Source organism: Streptomyces sp. XY431 (genome assembly GCF_001279805.1).
Taxonomy (GTDB): domain Bacteria; phylum Actinomycetota; class Actinomycetes; order Streptomycetales; family Streptomycetaceae; genus Kitasatospora; species Kitasatospora purpeofusca.
In genome coordinates this window covers 63,591-84,642 of sequence record NZ_LGDO01000013.1, presented here as the reverse complement: position 1 = coordinate 84,642, position 21,052 = coordinate 63,591, and the positions used below count along the sequence as shown (strand labels likewise).

General features: G+C 75.1%; 17 protein-coding genes. 7 read left to right on the top strand and 10 right to left on the bottom strand.

Features of this window, described 5'->3' with window-relative positions; all coding sequences use genetic code 11:
• Positions 1-20: 20 nt before the first annotated feature.
• The gene (locus ADK60_RS02760; protein WP_045944534.1) at positions 21-494 is read right to left on the bottom strand and encodes a GreA/GreB family elongation factor; all 474 of its coding nucleotides are present in this window, start codon (positions 492-494) and stop codon (positions 21-23) included.
• A 200-nt stretch (positions 495-694) separates the two neighbouring features.
• Between ADK60_RS02760 and ADK60_RS02755 the strand changes: the two genes are divergently transcribed.
• Together ADK60_RS02755 and ADK60_RS02750 are read left to right on the top strand one after the other, a co-directional pair.
• Positions 695-1,390: an RDD family protein gene (locus ADK60_RS02755; protein ID WP_053642901.1), complete on the top strand. Its 696-nt coding sequence runs from the start codon at positions 695-697 to the stop codon at positions 1,388-1,390.
• Positions 1,391-1,704: 314 nt separating this feature from the next.
• A complete protein-coding gene (locus tag ADK60_RS02750) occupies positions 1,705-3,837 on the top strand; it encodes a HelD family protein (RefSeq protein ID WP_234370914.1) in 2,133 nt (710 codons plus the stop codon).
• Positions 3,838-3,900: 63 nt separating this feature from the next.
• Here the strand turns inward: ADK60_RS02750 and ADK60_RS02745 are convergent, their stop codons facing one another.
• From ADK60_RS02745 to ADK60_RS02730, 4 genes are all read right to left on the bottom strand, one after another.
• Complete coding sequence (locus tag ADK60_RS02745; RefSeq protein ID WP_234370913.1) at positions 3,901-5,469, bottom strand: multicopper oxidase family protein; 1,569 nt, start codon at positions 5,467-5,469, stop codon at positions 3,901-3,903.
• A gap of 111 nt (positions 5,470-5,580) precedes the next feature.
• Entirely contained in the window at positions 5,581-6,063 is a 483-nt protein-coding gene (locus ADK60_RS02740) for a hypothetical protein (protein WP_159400279.1), read from the bottom strand.
• A 63-nt stretch (positions 6,064-6,126) separates the two neighbouring features.
• On the bottom strand, positions 6,127-6,621 hold the full coding sequence (locus tag ADK60_RS02735; RefSeq protein WP_053642896.1) for a DUF5990 family protein: 495 nt from the start codon (positions 6,619-6,621) through the stop codon (positions 6,127-6,129).
• Between the two features lie 69 nt (positions 6,622-6,690).
• A complete protein-coding gene (locus ADK60_RS02730; RefSeq protein WP_199839580.1) occupies positions 6,691-7,422 on the bottom strand; it encodes a sulfite exporter TauE/SafE family protein in 732 nt (243 codons plus the stop codon).
• Between the two features lie 146 nt (positions 7,423-7,568).
• Here ADK60_RS02730 and ADK60_RS02725 point away from each other — a divergent pair, with 146 nt between their 5' ends.
• Both ADK60_RS02725 and wrbA read left to right on the top strand, forming a co-directional pair.
• Positions 7,569-7,841 (top strand): hypothetical protein, encoded by a 273-nt coding sequence (locus tag ADK60_RS02725; protein ID WP_053642894.1) that lies wholly within the window; start codon positions 7,569-7,571, stop codon positions 7,839-7,841.
• Between the two features lie 147 nt (positions 7,842-7,988).
• A complete protein-coding gene (gene wrbA, locus ADK60_RS02720) occupies positions 7,989-8,657 on the top strand; it encodes an NAD(P)H:quinone oxidoreductase (RefSeq protein ID WP_053642892.1) in 669 nt (222 codons plus the stop codon).
• A gap of 60 nt (positions 8,658-8,717) precedes the next feature.
• Here the strand turns inward: wrbA and ADK60_RS02715 are convergent, their stop codons facing one another.
• Positions 8,718-9,518 (bottom strand): TIGR04222 domain-containing membrane protein, encoded by an 801-nt coding sequence (locus ADK60_RS02715; protein ID WP_159400278.1) that lies wholly within the window; start codon positions 9,516-9,518, stop codon positions 8,718-8,720.
• Between the two features lie 173 nt (positions 9,519-9,691).
• Between ADK60_RS02715 and ADK60_RS02710 the strand changes: the two genes are divergently transcribed.
• On the top strand, positions 9,692-10,639 hold the full coding sequence (locus ADK60_RS02710; protein WP_053642888.1) for a molybdopterin-dependent oxidoreductase: 948 nt from the start codon (positions 9,692-9,694) through the stop codon (positions 10,637-10,639).
• A 141-nt stretch (positions 10,640-10,780) separates the two neighbouring features.
• Positions 10,781-11,923: a GDSL-type esterase/lipase family protein gene (locus tag ADK60_RS02705; protein WP_053642886.1), complete on the top strand. Its 1,143-nt coding sequence runs from the start codon at positions 10,781-10,783 to the stop codon at positions 11,921-11,923.
• Between the two features lie 24 nt (positions 11,924-11,947).
• Here ADK60_RS02705 and ADK60_RS02700 read toward each other — a convergent pair whose 3' ends face one another.
• Entirely contained in the window at positions 11,948-14,308 is a 2,361-nt protein-coding gene (locus tag ADK60_RS02700) for a tetratricopeptide repeat protein (protein WP_159400277.1), read from the bottom strand.
• Positions 14,309-14,429: 121 nt separating this feature from the next.
• A complete protein-coding gene (locus ADK60_RS02695; protein WP_079007989.1) occupies positions 14,430-15,686 on the bottom strand; it encodes a Dyp-type peroxidase in 1,257 nt (418 codons plus the stop codon).
• Between the two features lie 58 nt (positions 15,687-15,744).
• On the opposite strand from ADK60_RS02695, the gene ADK60_RS02690 reads away from it, so the two are divergent.
• The gene (locus ADK60_RS02690; RefSeq protein ID WP_234370912.1) at positions 15,745-17,052 is read left to right on the top strand and encodes a right-handed parallel beta-helix repeat-containing protein; all 1,308 of its coding nucleotides are present in this window, start codon (positions 15,745-15,747) and stop codon (positions 17,050-17,052) included.
• 18 nt (positions 17,053-17,070) lie between these two features.
• Here the strand turns inward: ADK60_RS02690 and ADK60_RS02685 are convergent, their stop codons facing one another.
• Together ADK60_RS02685 and ADK60_RS02680 are read right to left on the bottom strand one after the other, a co-directional pair.
• On the bottom strand, positions 17,071-17,973 hold the full coding sequence (locus ADK60_RS02685; protein ID WP_234370911.1) for a hypothetical protein: 903 nt from the start codon (positions 17,971-17,973) through the stop codon (positions 17,071-17,073).
• Positions 17,974-18,149: 176 nt separating this feature from the next.
• Complete coding sequence (locus ADK60_RS02680) at positions 18,150-21,008, bottom strand: SdrD B-like domain-containing protein (protein WP_107094476.1); 2,859 nt, start codon at positions 21,006-21,008, stop codon at positions 18,150-18,152.
• Positions 21,009-21,052: the final 44 nt, after the last annotated feature.

Genomic DNA, 21,052 nt, shown 5'->3' with positions numbered 1-21,052 from the left:
GCGGGGCCACGGGGGCGCCGTCACGCTCCGGCGTCGCCGCCGATCGACAGGACCTCCGCGCTCGTCCGACCGCCCGGAGCGTCGTACTCGACGGTCTCGCCGACCCTGCGGCCGAGCAGGACCTGGCCGAGCGGACTGTCGTCCGTCACCAGCTCCGGGTCCAGCTCCTCGGCCAGTTCGCCGATCCGGACGGTCAACTCGGCGGCGTCCGCGAAGCGGAGGGTGACCGTGCTGCCGATGCCGACCGTCTCGGTGCTCGGCGCGCCCGCGACCGCCGCCTCGCGCAGTCGGCCCTCGATCACGGTGATCCGGTCGTCCAACCGGTCGAGGATGTCGGCCCGTTGCAGTTCGTCGGCCTGGTCGGCCCGGTCGCCGACCTCCTCGCCGCCCCGCAGCGTGGCGGCGACGGCGTCGCGTTCCGTGCGCAAGTCGGCCAGGTCCCGCTCCAGCGCGGTACGGCCGGCGTCGCTGATGGGTTCGGGTGCACCGGTCATTCCGGCCTCCCTGGTCGAGCCGCCCGTTCGGACGGCGCAGGCTGATTCCGGCAATCCGAACATAACAGGACTCCTCGGTGCCCGGCTCGGCGACAAGGTCGCCCCTGATCGGTAACGACTTGCCCGTCCGCCTTCCCGCGCCCGTCGGATGATCGGTAGAACAGCCGTACCACCACCTCCGAGGCAGGGAACCAGCCAGGATGAGCACCAACGGCCCCACCGGGTACGGCCAGAACGAGAATCCGTACGACGCGTCCAACCCCTACGGACAGCAGAACCCCTACGGCCAGCAGCCGCCCTACGGACAGCAGCCCCCGTCCGGCCAGCAGGCTCCGTACGACCAGCAGGCGTACAAGCAGGAGGCCCCGTACGGGCAGCCCGGCTACGGCGTTCCCCCGCAGCAGCCCTACGGCCAGCAGCCGCAGGCCGGCCTGCCGCACTGGCTCGGCCAGCCCGGCGGGTACGGCGGCGCCCCGGTGCCCGGGTCCCGTCAGCTCGCGCCGATCGGGGAGCGGCTGGTCGCCCGGCTGATCGACGTCGCCGTGCTCCTCGTCCCGACCCTGCTGGTCTTCGCCGTCCTCGGCGCCTCGATCCTCTACTACCTCGTGGCGGGCCTGCTCTCCTTCGGCTACGAGGCGGCGATGCTGCTCACCCAGGGTGGCCAGACGGTCGGCAAAAAGGTGATGAAGCTGCGGGTCGTGGACCTCGGTCACGGCGGGAGGCCCGCCGAGAACTCGCTGCTGGTCCGCGCGGCCGTGTACACGCTGCCCAACGCGGTCTACTGCATCGGCTCCCTCTTCGCGCTCGTCAACGTCCTGTGGCCGCTGTGGGACAAGCCGCTCCAGCAGGCCCTGCACGACAAGGCGGCGAAGACCGTGGTGGTCAAGGAGTCCTGAGCCGCGGCCTCCCGCGAACGCCCCCGACCGGACGTCGGGCCCGGCGCCGGTGCCGCTCCTCGGCCCGTCGCCCGGCCGGCGTCCGGTCGGGGTGCCGAGCCCGTACCCCGCGCCCCGGACCCCGCACCGGCACTCGCCCCGGCAGCCGCACCGGCAGCCGGCGGGAAGCCCGTTGAGCCCCGGGAGAGGTGACGCGACGTCGGATCGGCGGGCCCGGCGGCGGCCCGTGGACACGATTCGGGCCGGAACGTCAACATTTACATTCCCTGCGCGTCCTCGCATAGTGGCAGGCCGAACCCGAGAGGAGCGCTGCCTTGCCGCAGGTCGAGGACAACGTGGTACACCAAGTGGAGCTGGAGCGGGCGGAGGTGGCCGCCGTCGTCGCGCTGTTCGACGAGCGGCTCGCCGACACCCGGGCCCGGCTCGTCGGGACACTCGCCGAACAGGCGGACGGCGCCACCGAGGCGTACGAGAGGGACCTGGCCGCCGAACAGCTGGCCCGGGAGGTGCGGCGGCTCGAAGGGGCCGAGGGCGGCCTGGTGTTCGGCCGGATCGACCTGGTCGACGGCACGGCGCTGCGGATCGGCCGGCTGAGCCTCCAGCGCGACGAGGACGAACTGCCCGCGCTGGTCGACTGGCGGGCCGACGCCGCCCGCGCGTTCTACGAGGCGACGCCCGTGCACCCGATGGGCCTGCGCCGGCGCCGCCACCTGCGGCTGACGGAGCGCACCGTGGTCGGGGTGAGCGACGAACTGCTCGACGGCTCCGAGCCCACCGCGGAGGACGTGGTCGGCGACGGCCCGCTCGCGGCCGCGCTCCAGGCCCGCCGCACCGGTCGGATGGGCACCGCGGTGGCCACCCTCCAGACCGAGCAGGACGCGATCGTGCGCTCCCAGCACCGCGGCGTCACCGTGGTCCAGGGCGGTCCCGGCACCGGCAAGACGGTGGTCGCGCTGCACCGCGCCGCCTATGTGCTCTACGCCTTCCCGAAGGCCGCCGAGCGCGGCGTGCTGGTACTGGGACCCAACGCCCGCTTCCTGGACTACATTTCGCAGGTGCTGCCCTCGCTCGGCGAGAGCGAGGTCGTCCTCGCGACCTGCGCCGAACTGGCCGCACCGGGCTGGGGGAACGGAGCGGACCAGGGGAACGGGACGGACGGGGCGGCGCCCGGTACCGCCGTCGAGCGGCCGGAGGCGGCCAGACTCAAGGGCGACGGGGCGCTCGTCGCGGCGCTGGCGGCGACGGTGAGCGAACGGCAGGCACCCGGCGGGGAGTTCGCCGTGCGGGTCGGACAGGACGACGTCCGTCTGGGCGAGGCGGAGGTCGCCCTGACTCGTGACGCCGCACTGATGGGCGGTCTCCCGCACCACCGGGCCCGCGGGCTGTTCAAGGAGATGCTGGTCGACGCGGTGACCAGGGACCTGGCCCGCGAGGCGGCCGAGACGCTGGAGCGGATCGACGCCGAGGTGGCCGAGCTGACCGGCCTCGACCTCGACCGGGCCACGGCGGCGGACCTGCGCAACCTGGGCATCGAGGCCGATCCGGCGGCCGGCGGCGCGGAGTTCGACGCCGACGCGATGCGGGCCGCCCTGCTCGACGACGACCTGGTCGAGCGCACGGTCGAGGAGCTGTGGCCGCACCTCACGCCCGGCGAGGTGGTGGACGCCCTGCTCGGGGACCTCGGGACGCTGGCCGCGCGCCTGCCGGGGTTCACCGCCGAGGAGCACCGCATCCTGCTGCGGACCCCGGGCGCGCCGTGGACCGACGCGGACCTGCCGCTGCTGGACGAGGCGGCCGCCCTGCTGGACGGCCCGCCGGCGCGGACCTTCGGCCATGTGGTGGTGGACGAGGCGCAGGAGTTCACCGCGCTCCAGTGGCGGACGGTGCTGCGCCGCTGCCCGGCCCGGTCGATGACCTTGGTCGGTGACTTCGCCCAGGCCGGCCCGGCCACCACCGCGCGCGGCTGGCACGAGGCGCTGGACCCGCACCTCGGGGGCCGGTTCGACCTGCGCACCCTGACCGTCAGCTACCGGACCACCGAGGAGATCCTCGCCACCACCCGCGAGCTGCTGGCCCGGATCGCGCCGGACCAGGCCCCGATCGGCTCGATCCGGCACGGCGAGGAGCCCCGCAGCCGCGACACCTCGCCCGCCGGGCTGATGGACACCCTGCTCGCCGAACTGCGCGAGCAGTCGGCCGCCCACCCCGGCGAACTCATCGGCGTGGTCTGCCCGGACGGCTCGGTGGACGCGCTGACGGCGGCGGGCGCGGACCGGTACGCCCGGCTGGTCCCGGCCTCCGAGGCGCGCGGCCTGGAGTTCGACGCGGCCGTCGTGCTCGATCCCGACGCGATCGCCTCGGCCCGGCCGGGCGGCGACCGCGACCTGTACGTCGCGCTCACCCGGGCCACCAAGCGCCTGTGCACGATCGTGGTGCGGAAGGACTGACCCCGGGGGGCACGGGGACCGGGTGCTGCTCCTGCGGGGGGAGCACCCGGTCCCCGTCCCGGCTCAGGCGCGGTAGGCGAGCAGCCCCGTCATCCCCGCCTCGCCGTGGTAGGCGTTGTGACAGTGCGTCATCCACTGCCCCGGGTTGTCCGCCTCGAAGTCGCAGACCACCGTCCGCCCGGGCAGCACGATCACGGTGTCCTTGCGCGGGCCGTCGTCACCCACCTGGAAGGTGTGGCCGTGCAGGTGCATGGGGTGCCACATGTCGGTCCGGTTGACGAACTCCAGCCGTACCCGCTCACCGCTGCCGACGAGGAACGGGCGCGCGGCCGGGTCGGCCATGTCGAAGGGGCGCCCGTTCAACGCCCAGTCGTACTCGGCCATCCCGCCGGTCAGTTCGATCCGATGGGTGCGGTCGGGCGTCCGCTTCGGCAGCCCGGCCTCCTCCGCCGCCCGCAGATCGGTGGCGGCGAGGATCCGGCCGTTCAGCTCGGCGGGGCGGAACGCGGCGGCCGGCGCCTGGCCCGCGCCGGTACGGACCAGGGCACGTCCGGCGGCGTCCTTCCCCTCGGCGAGCGCGGTCAGCGGGAAGACGCCGTCCTGGAGGGTGACCAGGACGTCGTAGCGCTCGCCCATCCCGACCAGCAGGGCGTCCACCTCCTCGTGGCGGACCGGGTAGCCGTCGGTGTGGGTCACGGTCAGCCGGTGGCCGCCCAGCGCGAGGCGGTAGGCGGTGTCGGCACCCGCGTTGACGATCCGCAGCCGCACCCGCCGGCCCGGCGCCGACCGGTACACCTCGGGGTCGGCGGCGATCCGGCCGTTCACCAGGTGGTGCGGGTGACGGACGTCCCCGGCGTCGCCGCCGAGCAGCGCGCTGGTGGCGCCCATGAGCATGAAGGAGCCGGCGCCACCGTTGCTGCCGCCACTATTGCCGCCGCCGGACATGCTGTGGCCGCCCATGTTGTGGCCGCCGGAGCCGCCCCCGCCGCCCATCCCCTTGCGGAGCTCCGCGAAGGCCTGGTCGGGCGTGCCGGTGACGCCGTCCAGCCAGTCGTCCAGCACCACCACCCACTCCTCGTCGTACCCGAGCGGCTCCCTCGGGTCCTCGACGATCAGCGGCGCGTACAGGCCCCGGTCGAGCTGGACCCCGATGTGCGGATGGAACCAGTAGGTGCCCGGTCGGTCGGTGACGAAGCGGTAGGTGAAGCTGCCGCCCGGCGCGACCGGCCGCATGGTGACCGGGGGCACGCCGTCCATGTCGTTGCGCAGCGCCAGACCGTGCCAGTGGAGGGAGGTCGGGTCGGGCAGGTGGTTGTTGAGCGTGGCGACCAGGGTGTCCCCGGCCGTGGTGCGGACCGGGGTGCCCGGCAGGGCCCCGAAGGTCCAGGTCCGGGCGGTGGTCCCGCCGCCCAGGTCGACGGTGTCGGCCGTCGCGGTGACGGTCACGGGACGCTCCCGGCCGGTGCCACCGCGGGCGGCCTCCGCCAGGGCGACGGGGCTGCCGGAGGGGTCGACGAGCGGCGGTGCCGCGGGGCTGTCCGCACAGGCCGCGAGCAGGCCGGCGCCGGCGGCACCGAGGCCCGCGAGCAGGAGGGAACGACGGTTGACGGTGAACTCGGGCATCGAGGGCATCGAGGTCTCTCGGGTGTGTGCGCGTGGTGGCACGGTTGTCGCCCGTGCCGGTGGACGGGGCCGCTCGGCGGCGGGGGGCGGGAGTTCCGGCTCCCGGCCGCCGAAGGGCGCCTATTTGCGCGCGACGGAGAGGACGTCGAGGTCGGGGGGTGGTGCGCCCGGCCAGGGCAGGCCGGGGTGGGCGACCGCCGGGCGCGGCGCCGGGTCGGGGTGTCCGGGTGCGGCGAGGGCGGCGGCGGGCGGGGCGGCGAGGGCCGCTCCGCGCGCGGGCACGGTCGAGGAGCAGACCCGGTGTTCGGCGCAGGCCCGGACGGGGTCGCTGACGACGGGCGCCGTGGTGCTCCCGGCGGGAGCGGGGTGTGCCGCCGTGCCGTGCGCCATGACGGCAGGGGCGTGCGCCATGACGGCAGAAGCGTGCGAGGCCGGCATCACGCCCGCCGGCAGGGTGTGGTGGCCGATCAGCCCGAGGGCCGTCAGCAGGAGCACCACGACGGCCGCCCCCGTCCACCGCCGGTGGTTCCGGTACGGACGCCCGGCCGCCCCGGTACGGGCGGCGGGCCCGTGGGGGGAGGCTTCGGCGTCCGGGCGGCACATGGCGGTCACCATACCCCACCCCGGTATATGCACGCCGTAAGACCGCCGGACCCGCCGTGCCGGTCAGGCCCGCCCTTCGCCCTCCCCGGCGCCCTCCCCGGCCGCGCTCTCCGCCAACCAGGTCACCACGGGCGGACGGACCGCAGCGCACAGCGGCAGCCCCTTGACGTCCGTCAGCCCGAGCCGGGCGACCAGCCGCCCGGCGGCCACCGCCTCGGCGAGGACCCGCCCGTCCACCCCGTCGAACATCAGCTTCGCCCGCCGGAACATGGTGAACCCGCCGTCCGGGCCGACGTTCCCCCACACCAGGTAGACGAAGCGCTGCCCGGGCCGCCCCTGGACATAGGGGCCCTTGAGGTCGATGCCCTCGCCCAGCGGACTCGCCGTGCACTCCAGCGTCCAGGCGGCCGAGGCCGCGTCACCGGGGTGGAGGTCCAGCAACTCGCCCGGCCGCTCCCGCCGCTGGACGGCCACATGGACGTCCAGGAGATCGGGAGAGTCCGGCCCGCCGGGGCAGGAACGGCCGGGAAGGTCGACGGCTTCGATTCGGATCTGCACGGGGCCAGTCTCCCCGGCCCGTCCGCCCCGGCGCACCCCCGCCGCACCCTCCGCCGGGGCCGCCCGGGGTCAGAGTTCCCAGAGCCCCTTGCCGAGGGTGACCAGCCCGCCGGCCAGGGCCAGGCTCAGCACCACGAGCCGGGCGGGGCGTTCCGACACGCGGGCCGACAGGACCTGGCCGACGCCGGCGCCCAGGACGATGCCGGCCGCTGTCGTCGACCAGGCGGGGGCGGCCAGGTGCGGGACTCCCTTGGCGGCGATCGAGAAGACGTTGACGACCACTCCGTAGATCTGGGCGTTGGGGACGAACTCGCGGGCGGTCCAGCCCGTGTTGACCGCGTAGAGCGACACGGCCGGGCCGCCGACACCGGCGGCGGAGTTCATGAACCCGCTCGCCGCGCCCGCCGCCACCGCACCCCGGACGCCGCGCAGCGAGGAGGCCCGGACACCCCGGATCACCAGCAGGGCCGCCGCGGTGACCAGCAGTCCGATACCGATCAGCAGGGTCGGTGGCGGCACCCGGTCCGCGACCAGGGCGCCGATCGGGACGGTGCAGGCGGCCGCGGCCATCAAGGGCAGCATCCGGCCGAGCCGGACCTGCCGCCAGCTGCCGGCCAGGCCGATGGCGCTGATGACGCAGGCCGCGCAGTTGGACAGCGTCACGCCGTCACCCGGCCCCAGCAGCAGAACCAGTGCCGGTCCGCAGACGAGCGCGAAGCCCATGCCCGCGAGTCGCTGTACGGACGACCCCACCAGTACCAGTAGCCCCAGCAGTGTCGCGGCACCCCAGCCGTCCGTCATGTGTCCCCCTTCGCGCAGGCCAGGTGAGCCAGCCAACCGCACGTCCGGCCGGCGTCGTGCACCGGGTTCACCGTGGGACCCCCACGAACTACTACAGAGCTGTAGAGTCAAAGCGACGACCCGCGCCGCAGCCAGCAGGGGGAGACATGGCAGACCGTCCGCACCCGGACCCTCACAGCCGCTCGGCCGACGGAGCCGGGTGGCAGCCGCCGGAGCACGAGGTCGAGCCGGCGTACCAGCCGGTCCAGATCAACCGGACGGACGGCAGTTGGGCGGTGGGCCGGATCAACGGCTGGTGGCGGCCGTCGGCCGGCGGGCGGGCCTGGTGCCGGGTCCGGGCGCTGGGCCGCGGCGAGGCCCCGACCTGGGTGCCCTTCGACCCCGAGCGCCTGCTGCTGCTCCCGGCTTGCGGCACCTGAACCGGCGACCGGCCGCCAGTCCGCTCAGGCCTGTGGGCCGGACGGCGATCGGCCGGATCCACCCCCCTACTCCCACCCCGGTGATCTTGCTGTGCCCATAACATGATCCGCACAACCGATCACCAATTGACAGGCGGGGACAGGGACATGACCGTAAAGGTCGCAGTCATCCACTACAGCGCCACAGGTACCGTGCACGCGCTCGCGCAGGCGGTCGTCGAAGGAGCGGCCTCGACCGGGGCCGAGGTCCGGCTGCGGCGTGTCGCCGAACTGGCGCCCGACAAGGCGATAGACAGCAATCCGCGGTGGCGGCAGCACGCCGACGCCACCGCGTCCCTGGAAGAGGCCACCCTGGACGACCTGGCGTGGGCGGACGCCTACGCGTTCGGCACACCCTCGCGCTTCGGCGCGCCGGCGGCGCAGCTCAAGCAGTTCATCGACCAGGCCAGCGGGCTCTGGCAGGAAGGGCTGCTGGCGGACAAGCCAGTGACGGTCTTCACCGCCGCGTACAACCGGCACGGCGGCACCGAGGCCACCATCCTGTCGCTGTCCAACGTCTTCTACCACTGGGGCGCACTGATCGTCCCGCCCGGCTACACCGACCCGGTCGTGTTCGCGGCCGGCGGCAACCCGTACGGCACCTCCTCGACCGGCGACTCCGAGGACGGTCCCGACCTCTCCACCCTGGCGGCGGCCCGCTACCAGGGTGAGCGCCTGGCCCGCACCACGCTCCGCCTCCACGCGGGCACCCAGGCCCTCGCCTCCCCCGACGCCCCCGACGGCGCCGGCAGCGAACTCCCCGCCCACAGCGGCTGACCGACCGGCGGAGATCCTCGAACGGGGCCGCCGCCGCCGGGCGGCGGCCCCCGGGAGTCGTCAGGAAGGGTTCCGGCGGGGCCGCGGAGGGCGGGGGCGGGCGCCGTGGAACGCGGTGGTGAGGTGGTGGCGCCCGAGGGCGGGGATGCCGGTGGTGGCGACGGCGGCCCAGGTGGTGCGGCCGGCCGGGGCGAGGGCGTCCGGGGAGAGCCGCCAGCCCGGCGGGAGGGGGGTGCCGGCGCGGAGGGCGGCGAGCAGGGGTTCGACCCGGGCGGCCGGGCGCCAGTAGGGGTCGGTCGGGTCGGCCGGGCGCCAGTAGGAGCCGGCCAGGTCGGGGGGCGTGCCGAAGCGGCTCAGGACGAAGGCGGCCAGGAGCGGTACCAGGCCGGCGAGCAGGAGGGCGGGGCCGGCGCCCGTCCCGGCGGCCGCGGCGCCCCGGGCGGTGCCGACCGCGAGGAGGATCAGCAGCGGGACGGCCAGCCGGGTCGGCAGCAGCAGTGGACGGCCCCGATCGGCGCGGGTGGTGCCGCCGACGATCAGGCCCCGGCCGCGCAGGTCCTCCTCCAGTCGGCAGGCCGCCGCGCTGGTACCGAAGGCCGAACGCGGGGCGCCGAGCCACCCGGTGCCGGACGGGCCCAGCGCGGCGAGCAGCACGGCCTCCACCTCGTTGCGCGGGCGGGGACGGACCACCCGGACCGTCCCGTGCCGGTCGATCTCCACCCTCGCGTCCAGGAGCATCCGGGCCAGCGCCGTCTCCGCGACCCGCCAGACCCCGCCGGCCAGCAGGGCGAGCTCGTGGAGCGTCAGTTCCTCACCGTTCGAAGGCTCTCGGCCCGCCGTCCGGTCCTGCGGTCCGCCCACGGCCACCACCCCGCCCCGTCCACCGGCGCACCCCTCGGCGCCGCCGCCCGCAAGAGTATCCGGGCCCCGTTCCGCATCGGCGGGCGGCGGCAGGGGTACACGGACCGTTCGGGGGTGGAGCCCTTTCCGCCCTTCCGGTCCTCCCGGGCCGCCCGACGACGTACGGAGCCCGCGTGCAGGCAGCACCCATCGATCCGAGCATCCCCGACGCCTTCCTCACCCCCGTCGGACAGGTCTTCCGCCGCAGCCACCTCGGGCCGCCGCCCGAACTCGACGCCGACGCCTGGACCCTGAGCGTCGAGGGTCTGGTGGACCGGCCGCTGCGGCTGGACCTCGCGGCCCTGCGCGGACTGCCGCGCACGGACCTCACCGCCTTCCACGAGTGCTTCGGCAACCCCTCCCGCCCCGAAGAGCCGACCCGTGCCGTCGCCAACCTGGCCTGGTCCGGGGTACCGCTGTCGGCCGTGCTGGACCTGGCGGGTGTGCGCCCGCAGGCCCGCCACCTCTGGCTGGAGGGCGCCGACCGGGGCGCGTTCGCGGGCGAGCAGGGCGTGGCCTACCTCAAGGACCTGCCACTGGACCTGGCCCGCGCCGAGGTACTGCTCGCCGACACCGTGAACGGCGCGCCGCTGCCGAGGGAGCACGGGTTCCCGGTGCGCGCGGTGGTGCCCCGGTTCTTCGGCACCAACTCGGTCAAGTGGCTGACCCGCGTCGTCCTGGCCGACCACCGGCCCGAGCACCTCTTCACCACCCGGCTGTACACCCGGGTCCCGCGTGGCGGCGGCGCCGCTCGGCCGGTGCGGGAGGTCGAGGTCAACAGCAGGCTGGTCGGGGCGCGCGACGGGGACGCCGTCCCGGCCGGGCCGTTCCAGGTGACCGGCCGGGCCTGGGGCTTCGACCCGGTCGTCGCGGTGGAGGTCTCCGTCGACGACGGCGGCTGGCGGCCGGCCCGGCTGGAGTCGCGCGGCCCGCAGCCCGTCTGGCAGCGGTTCACCCTGCCGTGCGCGCTCGCCCCGGGCCGGCATCTGATCCGCTGCCGCGCCACCGACGCCCGGGGCCGCGTCCAGCCGCCCGACGGCGCGCGGAACGCCGTCCACGGGATCGAGGTGGTGGCCCGCTGAATCCCCGCACCGGGACGTGCCGCCGGCCCACCGGTCGCCACGACTGCGGCCGCGGTGCATAGGGTCGGGGAGAGATCCGACGGATCCGGTCGAGCAGCTGCCCGGCCGGACGGGCAGAGCTGAGGAGCGGTGACAGTGACGATGCGGGACTATCCGCTGGTGGGCGGGCCGGTCGAGATACGGGGCGCGCTGGATCTGGAGGCGACACCCGCGGGAGTGATGCCGCGCCGGCTGCCGGCCTGGACCAAGGAGCAGTACCAGGATCCCTCGGTCTTCGGGGGGACGGTGATGCCTTCGGGAGTGCGGTTGGTGTTCCGTACCGACGCACGGGTGCTCGAGTTCGAGTTGCTCACCTCCACCGGGCAGCTCGACGGTGACCCGGAGCCCCGGCCGACCGGGATGCTGGACCTGAGGGTGGACGGTGCCCTTGCCGGGCGACAGCGGGCACCCCTGGGCCATGTGGTGCGGATGGCGGGCCCGGGAGCCCCGCAGCGGGTGGTCCCGGGCAAGCCGGCAACAGCGCGTTTCGACGGGCTGCCGGCCGGGATGAAGAACGTCGAGCTGTGGCTGCCGCCGCAGACTCCCACCGAACTGGTGGCACTCCGCGCCGACGGTGAGGTCCTGGCGCCCCTGCCCGACGGCCGGCCCCGGTGGGTGCACCACGGAAGCTCCATCAGCCACTGCCTCGAAGCCGACGGCCCCACCGGCACCTGGCCGGTGGTGGCGGCGTCGCTCGGCGGCGCGGAGGTGACCAATCTCAGCCAGCCGGGCAACGACATGCTGGACCCCTACGTCGCCCGGACGATCCGCGACCTGCCCGCCGACCTGATCAGCCTGGAGACGGGCGTCAACATCGTGGCCCGGGCCACCTTCCGGCTGCGCACCTTCGGCCCGGCGGTGCACGGATTCCTGGACACGATCCGGGACGGGCACCCGGACACTCCGCTGCTGGTGGTCTCACCGGTGAGCTGCCCGGCCCTCGACGGATGCCCGGGCCCGACCGGGGTGGGCCCGGACGGGAGGATCACGGCGCTCGGGGACCCTGCTGAGGTGGCCCTCGGGGCGCTGTCGCTCCAGGTGGTCCGGGACGAGCTGGCGAGGATCGTGGCGGCCCGGCGGGCCCGCGACCCCCACCTGCACTACCTCGACGGACGCGAACTGCTCGGCCCCGCCGAGGTGGACGACCTTCCCGACGGGCTGCACCCGTCCGCGGCCGCGTACCGCCGGATGGGAGAACGCTTCGCCGACCACGCCTTCGCCGACGGGGGCCCGTTCCGCAGCTGACCGAAGACGCGGGCGACCGACCGGCTAGCGTCCTTCGAGCCTCCGCAGGACGCCGTCGAGGCTCCGGCGGGTGATCTGCGTATCGGGGTGGTCGGGTCCCAGCCGCTCGGTCTCGACGGCGAGGACAGCCTCCAGCTCGGCCCGGGCCCGCGTCAACTCGCCCTGGTCGCGCAGGACCAGGGCGAGCGTGTAGCGGGTGAGGAGGGTGCTGGGGTGGGTGTCGCCCAGCCGCTCCCGTTCGACGGCGAGGACCGTCTCGAACTCCGCCCGGGCCCGGTCCAGTTCCCCTTGGTCGTGCAGCAGTCGTGCGAGCTCGTGGCGGGTGACGAGCAGATGGGGGTGGTGGTCCGCGATCTGCTCCCGCCAGGCCGCCATGACGGCTTCGAACTCGGCCCGGGCCATCGCCAGTTCGCCCTGCTCGTGCAGGGTCCGCGCGAGTTCGTGCCGGGTGACGAGAGTACTGGGGTGGGTGTCACCGACCCGGTCGCGCTCGACGGCGAGCGCCGCCTCCAACTCCGCGCGCGCCCGGTCCAGCTCACCCTGGTCGCGCAGCACGCAGGCGAGTTCGTGCCGGGTGACGAGGGTGCTCGGGTCGGTTTCTCCCAGCTCGTCCCTCCGGATCGCCAACACGGCCTCGAACTCCGCTCGGGCCGAGTCCAGTTCCCCCTGGTCCCGGAGGAGGGAGGCCAGCTCGTGACGGGTGTTGAGGGTCGCGGCGTGCGTGTCGCCGCCCAGAGCTCGCCTGGCCTCCAGAACCGCCTCGAACTCCTTCCGGGCGAGGGACAGTTCCCCCGACTCGCGGAGGACCAGGGCGAGGTTGTGCCGAGTGATGAAGGTGTAGGGATGAGCGGGTCCGACATGGTCGCACTCGGCGGCGCGCACGGCTTCGAGCACCGCCCGGGCCTGGGCGTGGAGACCGTCGGTCAGCAGCTGACGGCCAGCCACGTTCACGGCCAGCGTGAGGTCCAGGAGGGCCGGTTCGTCGAGGCCGGCGAGGTCGGCCTGCTCGAAGGCGTCCAGGATGTGCGGGGCGAGCGACCGCAGGGCGGCCGCGACCTCGGAGTCCATCCCGTCCCCGAGCTCGTCGGCGCTCGCCGTCGCGGTCACGATTCCGGTGGCGACGGCCACCGTCCCGGGCGTGCGCGAGGCATCCCGGACCAGGGGGTGCATGCGCAGGACGGCGGGGATACCGGGCACGGGATCGAACAGCTCGACCAGACCCAGCGCCGCGAGGGCCGTGAGGTGCTGCCAGATCGCCGGGCCGTCGAGGGCAGCGAGCGGGCCGGACTCGGTGAGGCGGTCGGGGGTGAGGAGGTAGGTGTAGGGGAGGTCGGCGTCGGCGAAGGCGGCGAGGAGCTCGAGCAGGGCACGGGCGTGGCCGTGGCCGCGCTGTTCGAGCAGGGCGACGGACATCGTCCAGGTCCGGCCGAGGGCGTGGCCCGGGTCCAGCCGGTCCAGGCCGTCCTCCCAGGCCCGCAGGTAGCCGGTGTAGGTGGTCGGGGTGGCGGGGGCCCGGAACGGCGGCGGGGTCCGGTTCGCCTGGTCGAGGTAGGTGCCGGCCAGATACAGGGCGAGCGGGAGGCCGCCCAGTCGGGCCGCGAGCTCGTGCGCCTCGGCGGCGGTGCCGGCGCTCGCGGGGGCGTGGTCGCACAGGATCCGGGCGGCGGCGTCGAGCCGGCCGCCGGTCAGCGGCCGCAGCAGGTGGAGCCGGGCCACCTGGCCCCAGGTGGTCCGGGTGCTGTCGCGGGTGGTGACCAGGACGGCGCCGGGGCCGATGGCGGGCCGGATCCAGCCGGTGCCGGCGCTCAGCGCGCCGGGGCCGTCGAGCAGGGCGGGGTCGTCGGCGTTGTCGACGACCAGCAGCCACGGCGTGTCCAGGCGGGCCAGCCGGGACCAGAGCAGGTCGGCGGTGTCACCGCGTTCCAGCTCCTCCTGCGTCACGCCGGCCTGGCGGGCGACGGCGCGCAGGGCCGCCTCCAGGGCGGGGCCGTTGCGCGCCTCGACCCACCACACCCGGCAGCCGGCGGCGCTCCGGCGGGCGGCGATCTCCAGGGCGATGGCGGTCTTGCCGCATCCGCCCATGCCGCACAGGGCCAGCAGCCGCCCCTCGGCGCCCGGATCGGCGGCGAGTTCGGCCTCAAGGCGTTCCAGGGTCTCCTCGCGGCCGCGCAGCGGGCGGCCGGGGTCGCGCAGCCCCAGGGGCGGGGTGACGGTCACCGCCACGGCGGGCGGGGCGGCCGGGTCGGACATCCGCAGGGTGATGTCGGCCCGGCCGGCCTGGACGACGTTGCCGTGCACGGTGCCGCCGGTCAGCCGGTTGTCCACCCGGCTCTCCGCACCGTCGTAAGCGACTGCTCCGGCCGCCTGCTCCTGGTCCCCGCTCACTCACAACTCCCAAGCCCGCCACGTGCGTTCGTCGGCCTACATCCTGGCGCACCGGCGGCCCGCCGACCGGAGAACGGCGAGGTCCCCGCCAGGGCCCCCGGCCGAAACCCGTGATGGATCGTCAGCCCAGCAGCTGCGCACCCAGGACGGTCCCCGCCGGGGCGCCGGGGAGGACGTAGGCGACGGCGGAGGCGGTGTGGGTGAGGAAGGGGTTGAGGGCGTCGCGCTCGGCGAGGCGGCTCTGGACGCGGGTGAACTGGGCGGTGTCGCGCACGAAGGCGGCGAAGAGCAGCCCCCGGTCGTCCGGGGCGTCGTCGTAGCCGTAGCCGCGCCGGAGCATCCGGGCGCCGCCGTCGAGGCGGGGGCCGGTGAGCCGGACGTGGGCGGTGGCCGGGATGACGTAGGCGCCGTCCGGGTGCTTGGCGTAGAGGTCGGGCTCGTCGTGCTCGGCGGTGCCGGTCAGCGGGGCGCCGTCGGCGGCGCGGCGGCCCATCGCGGCCTCCTGCCGTTCCGCGGGGAGGGCGGCGAAGGCGGCGGTGTCCATCCGGATCCGCCGGTAGACCAGGAGGGTCGCGTTCTCGTGCGGGCCGGGCGGGCCCCAGACCCACTGCCGGGCGGCGTCCTCGTCCGGGTTGGCGGTGCCGTCCTTGAAGCCGAACAGGTTGCGCGGGGTGGCGCCCGGCCGGGTCGGGGGCAGGAAGCCGGACTGCGACCAGCGGGGCACGGCGCCGGCGGAGTGGGCGGCCGCACCGGCGAGTTCGGTGAGGACGGCGAGCGTCCAGGGGTCGGCGGCGGAGAGCTGGAGCAGCAGGTCGCCGCCGCCGCGCGCCGGGTCGAGGCGGTCGCCGGGGAAGGCCGGCGGCTCCGTCAGGCCGCCGGGGACGGCGAGGGCCAGCCTGGCGGCGAGGGCCGGGCCGAGGCCGACCAGTGAGGCGGTCCGGGGCGGGCCGTCGTCGCCCCGCAGTCGCGGGTCCGGCGGCGTGCCGGCCGCCGTGGCGGAGAGGAGGCGGGTCCAGTCGGCGAGCAGGGTGCGCAGGGACGCCCGGTCGGCGGCCCGGGAGTTCGGCGGCAGGTCGAAGGCGAGCAGCCGGGTCGCGGGGAGTTGAGGTCCCGTCAGTCCGGACTGGCGGTCTCCGTGGAAGGGGATCGCCGCCTCCACGGGCGGCGGGCCTGCCGGGGACCGGCCCGAGCCGGTGGACCCGCCGCCCGCGGAGCCGCCGTGGGCCAGTTCAGCGACAGCCGCGCCGAGACCGGTGGCCAGTACCGCGCCGGCCGCGAGCAGTGCCCGGCGCCGCCCGGGGCCGCTCGCGGCCGGACCGGCGGGCGGGTCCGACGGCAGCGCGTTCTCCGCCAGCGCATTCTCCGGTTCGGTGGGCATGCGCCCTATTGGAGACGATAGAACACGTCCTATGCAAATCACGTTTCGTGTTCGTCAGTTGACTCTTGCGGTGGTGGTGGCGGCGCTGGCCGCCGGGACGACCACCGGGTGCTCCTCCAGCGGTTCGGACTCCGGGGACGCCAAGCACCCGGCCGGGAACGTGGTCCGGGTGCCGGAGGACTTCCCCACCGTCCAGCGGGCCGTGGACGTCGCGCGCGACGGCGACACGGTGCTGATCGGCCCGGGCACCTACCGGGAGAGCGTGCGGGTCGCCAGGAGCAACCTGGTGCTGCGCGGGACCGACCGCTCCGCCGTGGTGCTCGACGGCGGCCTCAAGCTGGCCAACGGCATCACCGTCACCGGCCCGGGCTCGGTGGTGGAGAACCTCACCGTGCACCACTACCTGGCCAACGGCGTGCTGTTCACCGGTGTCACCGACGAGAAGCTGCAGCAGCGCGGCGCGGGCGGCTCGGCGTACGACCCGCTGGACACCGCCCGTTTCCCGCCCGTGCAGGGCTTCCGGGCGACCGGGGTGACGGCGTACAACAACGGCCTGTACGGCATCTACGCGTTCGACGCGCGCGGCGGTGTGATCGAGGACTCCTACGCCTCCGGGCACGCCGACTCCGGTATCTACGTCGGCCAGTGCAAGCCCTGCGACACCCTGGTGCGCGGCAACACGGTGGAGCGCAACGCGGTCGGGGTCGAGCTGACCAACGCCTCGGACGGCCTGTCGATCCTGGGCAACCGGGTGGCCGGGAACCGGGTGGGCGTCACGGTGAACTCCAACGACCTGGAGGCGCTGGCGCCGCAGCACGGCGCGGTGATCGCGGGCAACGTGGTCGTCGACAACAACGCCGCCGACACCCCGCAGCAGGCGGACGGGGGCTTCGGCATCGGGATCGGGATCGGCGGCGGGACGGCGAACCGGGTGGAGCGCAACCTCGTCCGGGGCAACCGCGCGGCCGGGGTGATCGTCACCGATCCGGCGGGCCATCCGGCGAGCGGCAACCGGGTCGAGGGCAACCAGGTGGACGGCAACGGCGCGGACCTGGTGCTCGCCTCGGTCGATCCCGGCAACTGCTTCACCGGCAACCGGCCCGGCACCCAGAGTCCGGACGGGCTGGAGGCTGCGGCGGCCTGCGGCGGCCAGGGACGCGGTCCGCTGGCCGCCGGGCGCCCGGCCCCGGTGCAGGCACCGCCGGGGGTGCCGTTCAGCCAGGTGGCGGCCCCGCCCGCGCAGCCGTCCTCGGTCGACCCGGCGGCACCGGGCCGCCCGGCGACCGGGCTGCCGGGACCGGTGGACCCGGCAGCGTACCCGCTGCCGACGGACGCCGGCTCGCTCCCGCCGCGCCCGGCGGGGTAACGGGGTCCGGTCAGCCGGTCAGCCGGTCAGCCAGGGGGCTTCGGGCAGTTTGGCGCCGCCGTCCTGCCCGGAGAACTCCACCGTGGTCGGCGTGCCCAGCCCGGGCATCCGCATGGTGACCCGCCGCAGGCCGCCGTCGCCGTCCACCCAGTAGGTCAGCGGCGAGCGCTCGCCGTCCGGGGCGGCGCCCTGGGCGCGCGGGCCGGCGAACCGGTCGTAGTCCCGGCCGTCGAGCCGCTCCCCGCCGAGCCGGCGGGCCCCGGACTGGGCGAGCAGCAGCGGGTTGTCGGGCCGGTCGGCGCCGAGCTGGACGACCAGTTGGAGCCCGGCGTCCAGCGGGTCGGCGGTGTAGGAGCGGGGGGACCAGCCCTGCCGGGGGACGCGTTCGGCCTGCTCCCAGGCCGGGCCGTCGACCCCGGCGGGTTCGGGGGCGAGCCCGAGGCCGCCGGCGTCCCACACCACCAGGCCGTGGTCGAGCGGGCCGCCGGCGCCGGTGACCTGGTAGCGGCCGACGCCCCGGCGGACGCGGTAGTCCACGACGCCCTCGACCCGGACGGTGACGTCGCCGCCCTCGGCGGCGGTCAGGGCGAGCGTGACGGGGCTGGCCTGGAACAGGTTGAGCCGCGACAGGGCCAGCCGGGAGGCCTCGTCGACGGTGACCGGGCGTTCCCCGGTCTCGGCGCCGACGGTCCGGTAGGCGACCACTCCGCCCACCGCGGCGGCGCCGGCCACCAGGGCGGCCAGGATCCTGAGCCGGACGGTGCGGCGGCGCGGGCCGGGTGCGGGGGCACCGCCCTTCCCGGACGCCTTCGCCTTCCCGGACGCCTTCGCCGTCGCGGGCCCCTTCGCCGTGGCGGGCCCCTTCGTCGTCGACGCCTGCTTCGCGGCGTCCGGGTTCCGGGCCGGGGTCGTCCGGGCCATGCGGGTTCCTTCTCTCGTCCGTCGGTCGGCCGGTCTGCCGGTGTCGGCCGGTCTGCCCGTCGGCCGGTCTGCTGGTGCGGGTGCGTGCGTGAGCGGGCGGATCCGAGGACCCGGAGGTCCTGGACCCGCCCGCTCGGCGACGGCCCGTCAGGGCCGCCGATCGGGCTGTACCGCTACTACTGGTGCCGCGCCCGGCGTCGGCGGGACAGCAGCAGGAGCGCCGCGCCGAGCAGCGTCAGCGTTCCCGCGCCGGCCAGCATCACCGGGATGCCCTCGCTCGCACCGGTGCTGGGCAGGTGCGATCCGGGGGCCGGCGGGGCGGGCTGCGGCGCGGCCGGGCCCGGCTGTGCCGGCGGCCAGGTCGCGGGCGGCGTCACCACCGTCGGCGCCGGGGTCGGCGTGTCCGTCGGGGTGGGCGTCGCCGTCGGGGTGGGCGTCGGGGTCGGGGTCGGGGTCGGAGTGGGCGTGGGTGTCGGGGTGGGCGTGGGCGTGGGCGTCGGGATCAGCTTGTTGACGGCCGTCACCGAGACGCCGTCGGTGAGGTTGTCGGCGGTCAGCTTCAGCGGGCCGAACACCGTCACCTCCGGCGCGGAGTAACCGTCCGGCGGGCTGGTCTCCTGCCAGTAGTACGTCCCGACCGTGCCGGCGCCCTGGCAGATGCCGTCGGCCCCGGTCGTGCACGGGTCGCCCACCGCCGTGTCGGGCTTGTCACCGGTGCTCTGCAGCCCGTCGGTGCCGTTGGTGTCCTTCCACAGCCGGAACTTCGCGCCCGCCAGCGGCTTGCCGTCCTGGTCGTGCTTGACCAGGCGCAGCGCGCCCTCCTGCTGCCGGAACCCGAAGTCGTAGGTGTGGTCGTTCTCGCCCGGTCCGCCGGTGGTCAGGGCCCGTTCGACGTACTGCCCGCCCGCCGGAACGACGCCCTTGGAGTCGATGAAGTGGTTGTCGCCGACGTCCGCGGTGGTGGGCACCCACTGGTACAGGGGGCCGTCCTTGGCGTAGTCGGCCGGGTTGTCGAGCTTGACGGTGTACTTGGTGCGCGGCTTGAGGCCGCCGGTGACGTTGGAGTCGTCGAAGTAGTACTCGCCGCGCGCGGTGGTCTTCGTGGTGCCGACGAGCTTCCCCGACTCGTCGTACAGGTTGACCGTCGCCCCCGGCACCGGGCGCTGGCCCGGCAGTTGGAGGCCGGAGCGCTCGGGGTCGTACCAGACCCGGTTGCCGATCTGGAGCGGGGCCTGGTCGCAGAGCACCTCGAGGTCGCCCATCGAGGCGCCCTTGCCGAACGGCGCCGCCGCCCCCGGCGGGTTGAGCCGCAGGCCGAACTTCGGGTCCTGCTCGCCGTTCCGCTTGAGGAAGGAGGTGCCGTAGCCGAAGGCGGTGTGGTTGGGGTCGAAGGCGGAGGTCGCGATGGTGTTCTCGACCTTGGAGAAGGCCATGCCGGCGAAGGCCGTGTTGCGGTGGCCGCCCCAGCTGGTGTCGAAGAAGCGGATTCCCCGGGGGGACAGCCCGCAGCCGTTGTTGGTGTCCATCACGTAGCTGCCGTTGACCGGGCAGGCCTTGTTGAGGTCACCGCCCGACATCACGACGGAGATGGAGCCCGGCGTGGGGCCGGCCGGGGCGCGGTCGCCGAAGCGGTCCCGGAAGGACAGCAGCATCGAGCCGTCGGTCTCGAAGGCGATCTCGCCCAACTCCGGTTCGGGGTTGGCGATGGTGCTGGCACCGCAGGGGTTGCCGTTCTGCGAGGTCGGATAGGTGTTGGTCCACGGGAACCAGCCCGCCCCGTCGCAGGGGCCGCCGCCGACGGTGCTCTCGCGCGGGTAGTCCAGCGGCTGCTTCAGCACCGCCGCCGCGAAGGCGCCGGTGCCGAGGTCGAAGGGCAGCACGACCGCGCGCAGGTCGGCGACCTTGCCGGTCGACTCGCCCGAGCAGACGCCGCCGAGGTAGCCGGTGCCGTCCTGGAGGCCGAGGCCGAACGGCCGCCAGTCCACGGCCGCCGGGCAACCGGGGTCGGGGATCGGGTAACTGGCCTTCGGTGCGGCCGCCGTGGGCCCGGTGGCGTCGTAGCGGTAGAGCTTGCGGTCGTTGAGATTGACGACGAAGAGGTCCTTGCCGTCGTCGGTGACCTTGATGCCGCCGAGGCTCTCCTTGCCCGGCACCGCCAGGAAGCCGTCGTCGGTGCCGCCGCCGTGGGCGGTCGCGCCGGCGTTCGGGACGGTGGTGAAGAGCTTCGTGGTCTTCGTGACCGGGTCGGTCACGTAGATCGCGCCCGCGCCGCCGGGGCCGTAGTCCGTGGTGCGCTTGGCGACGGCGGAGGAGAACAGCCGGCGGTCCGCCCGGTTCCAGGCGATGCCGAACAGGGTGCCGGTGTCGGCGTTGGTGGCGAGGTCGGTGGCGTTGACGTCCACGCCCTCCTGGCCGCGCGCGCTGTACGGGAAGGACAGCAGCGTGCGCTGCGTCCCGCCCTCGCGCGTGGTGGGCTGGCAGGCCGAGACCAGCGGGGCGTTCTTCTGGCAGTAGTCGCCGGGGCTCCACAGCCCGGTGGTGTAGGAGACGTTCCTGCCGCCCGAGAGGTCGACGAACTCCTCGTTGCTGCTCAGCTGGTTGGGCGCGCCGGTCAGGCCCTGCCGGGAGGCGAAGGCCGGGTAGAGCTTGCCGGGTTTCGGATTCACCACCTGGACGCGGTACTTGCCGCCGGTCGGCTTGGCCGCGGCCGGCGCCAGCGTCACCGTGCCGTCGGCCGCCGTGGTGCCCTCGATGCTCGCGCCGGCGTCGTCGGTGAGGGTCACCTTGACTCCGGCCAGCCCGGGTTCCAGTGCGGGCGTCCACACCCCGGTGGTGTCCACGGCCCGCACCACGCGGACCGTCACGGTGCCGTCGCCCGGCTGCGGGAAGGCCTCCGGCGCGGCCACCAGCGAGACCGCGCCGATGCCGACGGCCAGCGCCACCGCTCCGCCGACGGTCCGGCGGCCGGGCACTCCCTGCCGCCGTCGCTCCGGGCCGCGTACGGCGCCCGGTTCCTGTGCACGTGTCGTTCTCATCCCTGCTCTCATGGTGGAGTTGGGCCTGCCGCCCCGACCTCGGA

Excerpts from the sequence above, each read along its gene's own strand:
- ADK60_RS02760 (WP_045944534.1), bottom strand. The coding sequence starts at position 494 with ATGACCGGTGCACCCGAACCCATCAGCGACGCCGGCCGTACCGCGCTG.
- ADK60_RS02755 (WP_053642901.1), top strand. The coding sequence starts at position 695 with ATGAGCACCAACGGCCCCACCGGGTACGGCCAGAACGAGAATCCGTAC.
- ADK60_RS02745 (WP_234370913.1), bottom strand. The coding sequence starts at position 5,469 with ATGCCCTCGATGCCCGAGTTCACCGTCAACCGTCGTTCCCTCCTGCTC.
- ADK60_RS02740 (WP_159400279.1), bottom strand. The coding sequence starts at position 6,063 with ATGTGCCGCCCGGACGCCGAAGCCTCCCCCCACGGGCCCGCCGCCCGT.
- ADK60_RS02730 (WP_199839580.1), bottom strand. The coding sequence starts at position 7,422 with ATGACGGACGGCTGGGGTGCCGCGACACTGCTGGGGCTACTGGTACTG.
- ADK60_RS02725 (WP_053642894.1), top strand. The coding sequence starts at position 7,569 with ATGGCAGACCGTCCGCACCCGGACCCTCACAGCCGCTCGGCCGACGGA.
- wrbA (WP_053642892.1), top strand. The coding sequence starts at position 7,989 with ATGACCGTAAAGGTCGCAGTCATCCACTACAGCGCCACAGGTACCGTG.
- ADK60_RS02705 (WP_053642886.1), top strand. The coding sequence starts at position 10,781 with ATGCGGGACTATCCGCTGGTGGGCGGGCCGGTCGAGATACGGGGCGCG.
- ADK60_RS02695 (WP_079007989.1), bottom strand. The coding sequence starts at position 15,686 with ATGCCCACCGAACCGGAGAATGCGCTGGCGGAGAACGCGCTGCCGTCG.
- ADK60_RS02685 (WP_234370911.1), bottom strand. The coding sequence starts at position 17,973 with ATGGCCCGGACGACCCCGGCCCGGAACCCGGACGCCGCGAAGCAGGCG.
- ADK60_RS02680 (WP_107094476.1), bottom strand. The coding sequence starts at position 21,008 with ATGAGAACGACACGTGCACAGGAACCGGGCGCCGTACGCGGCCCGGAG.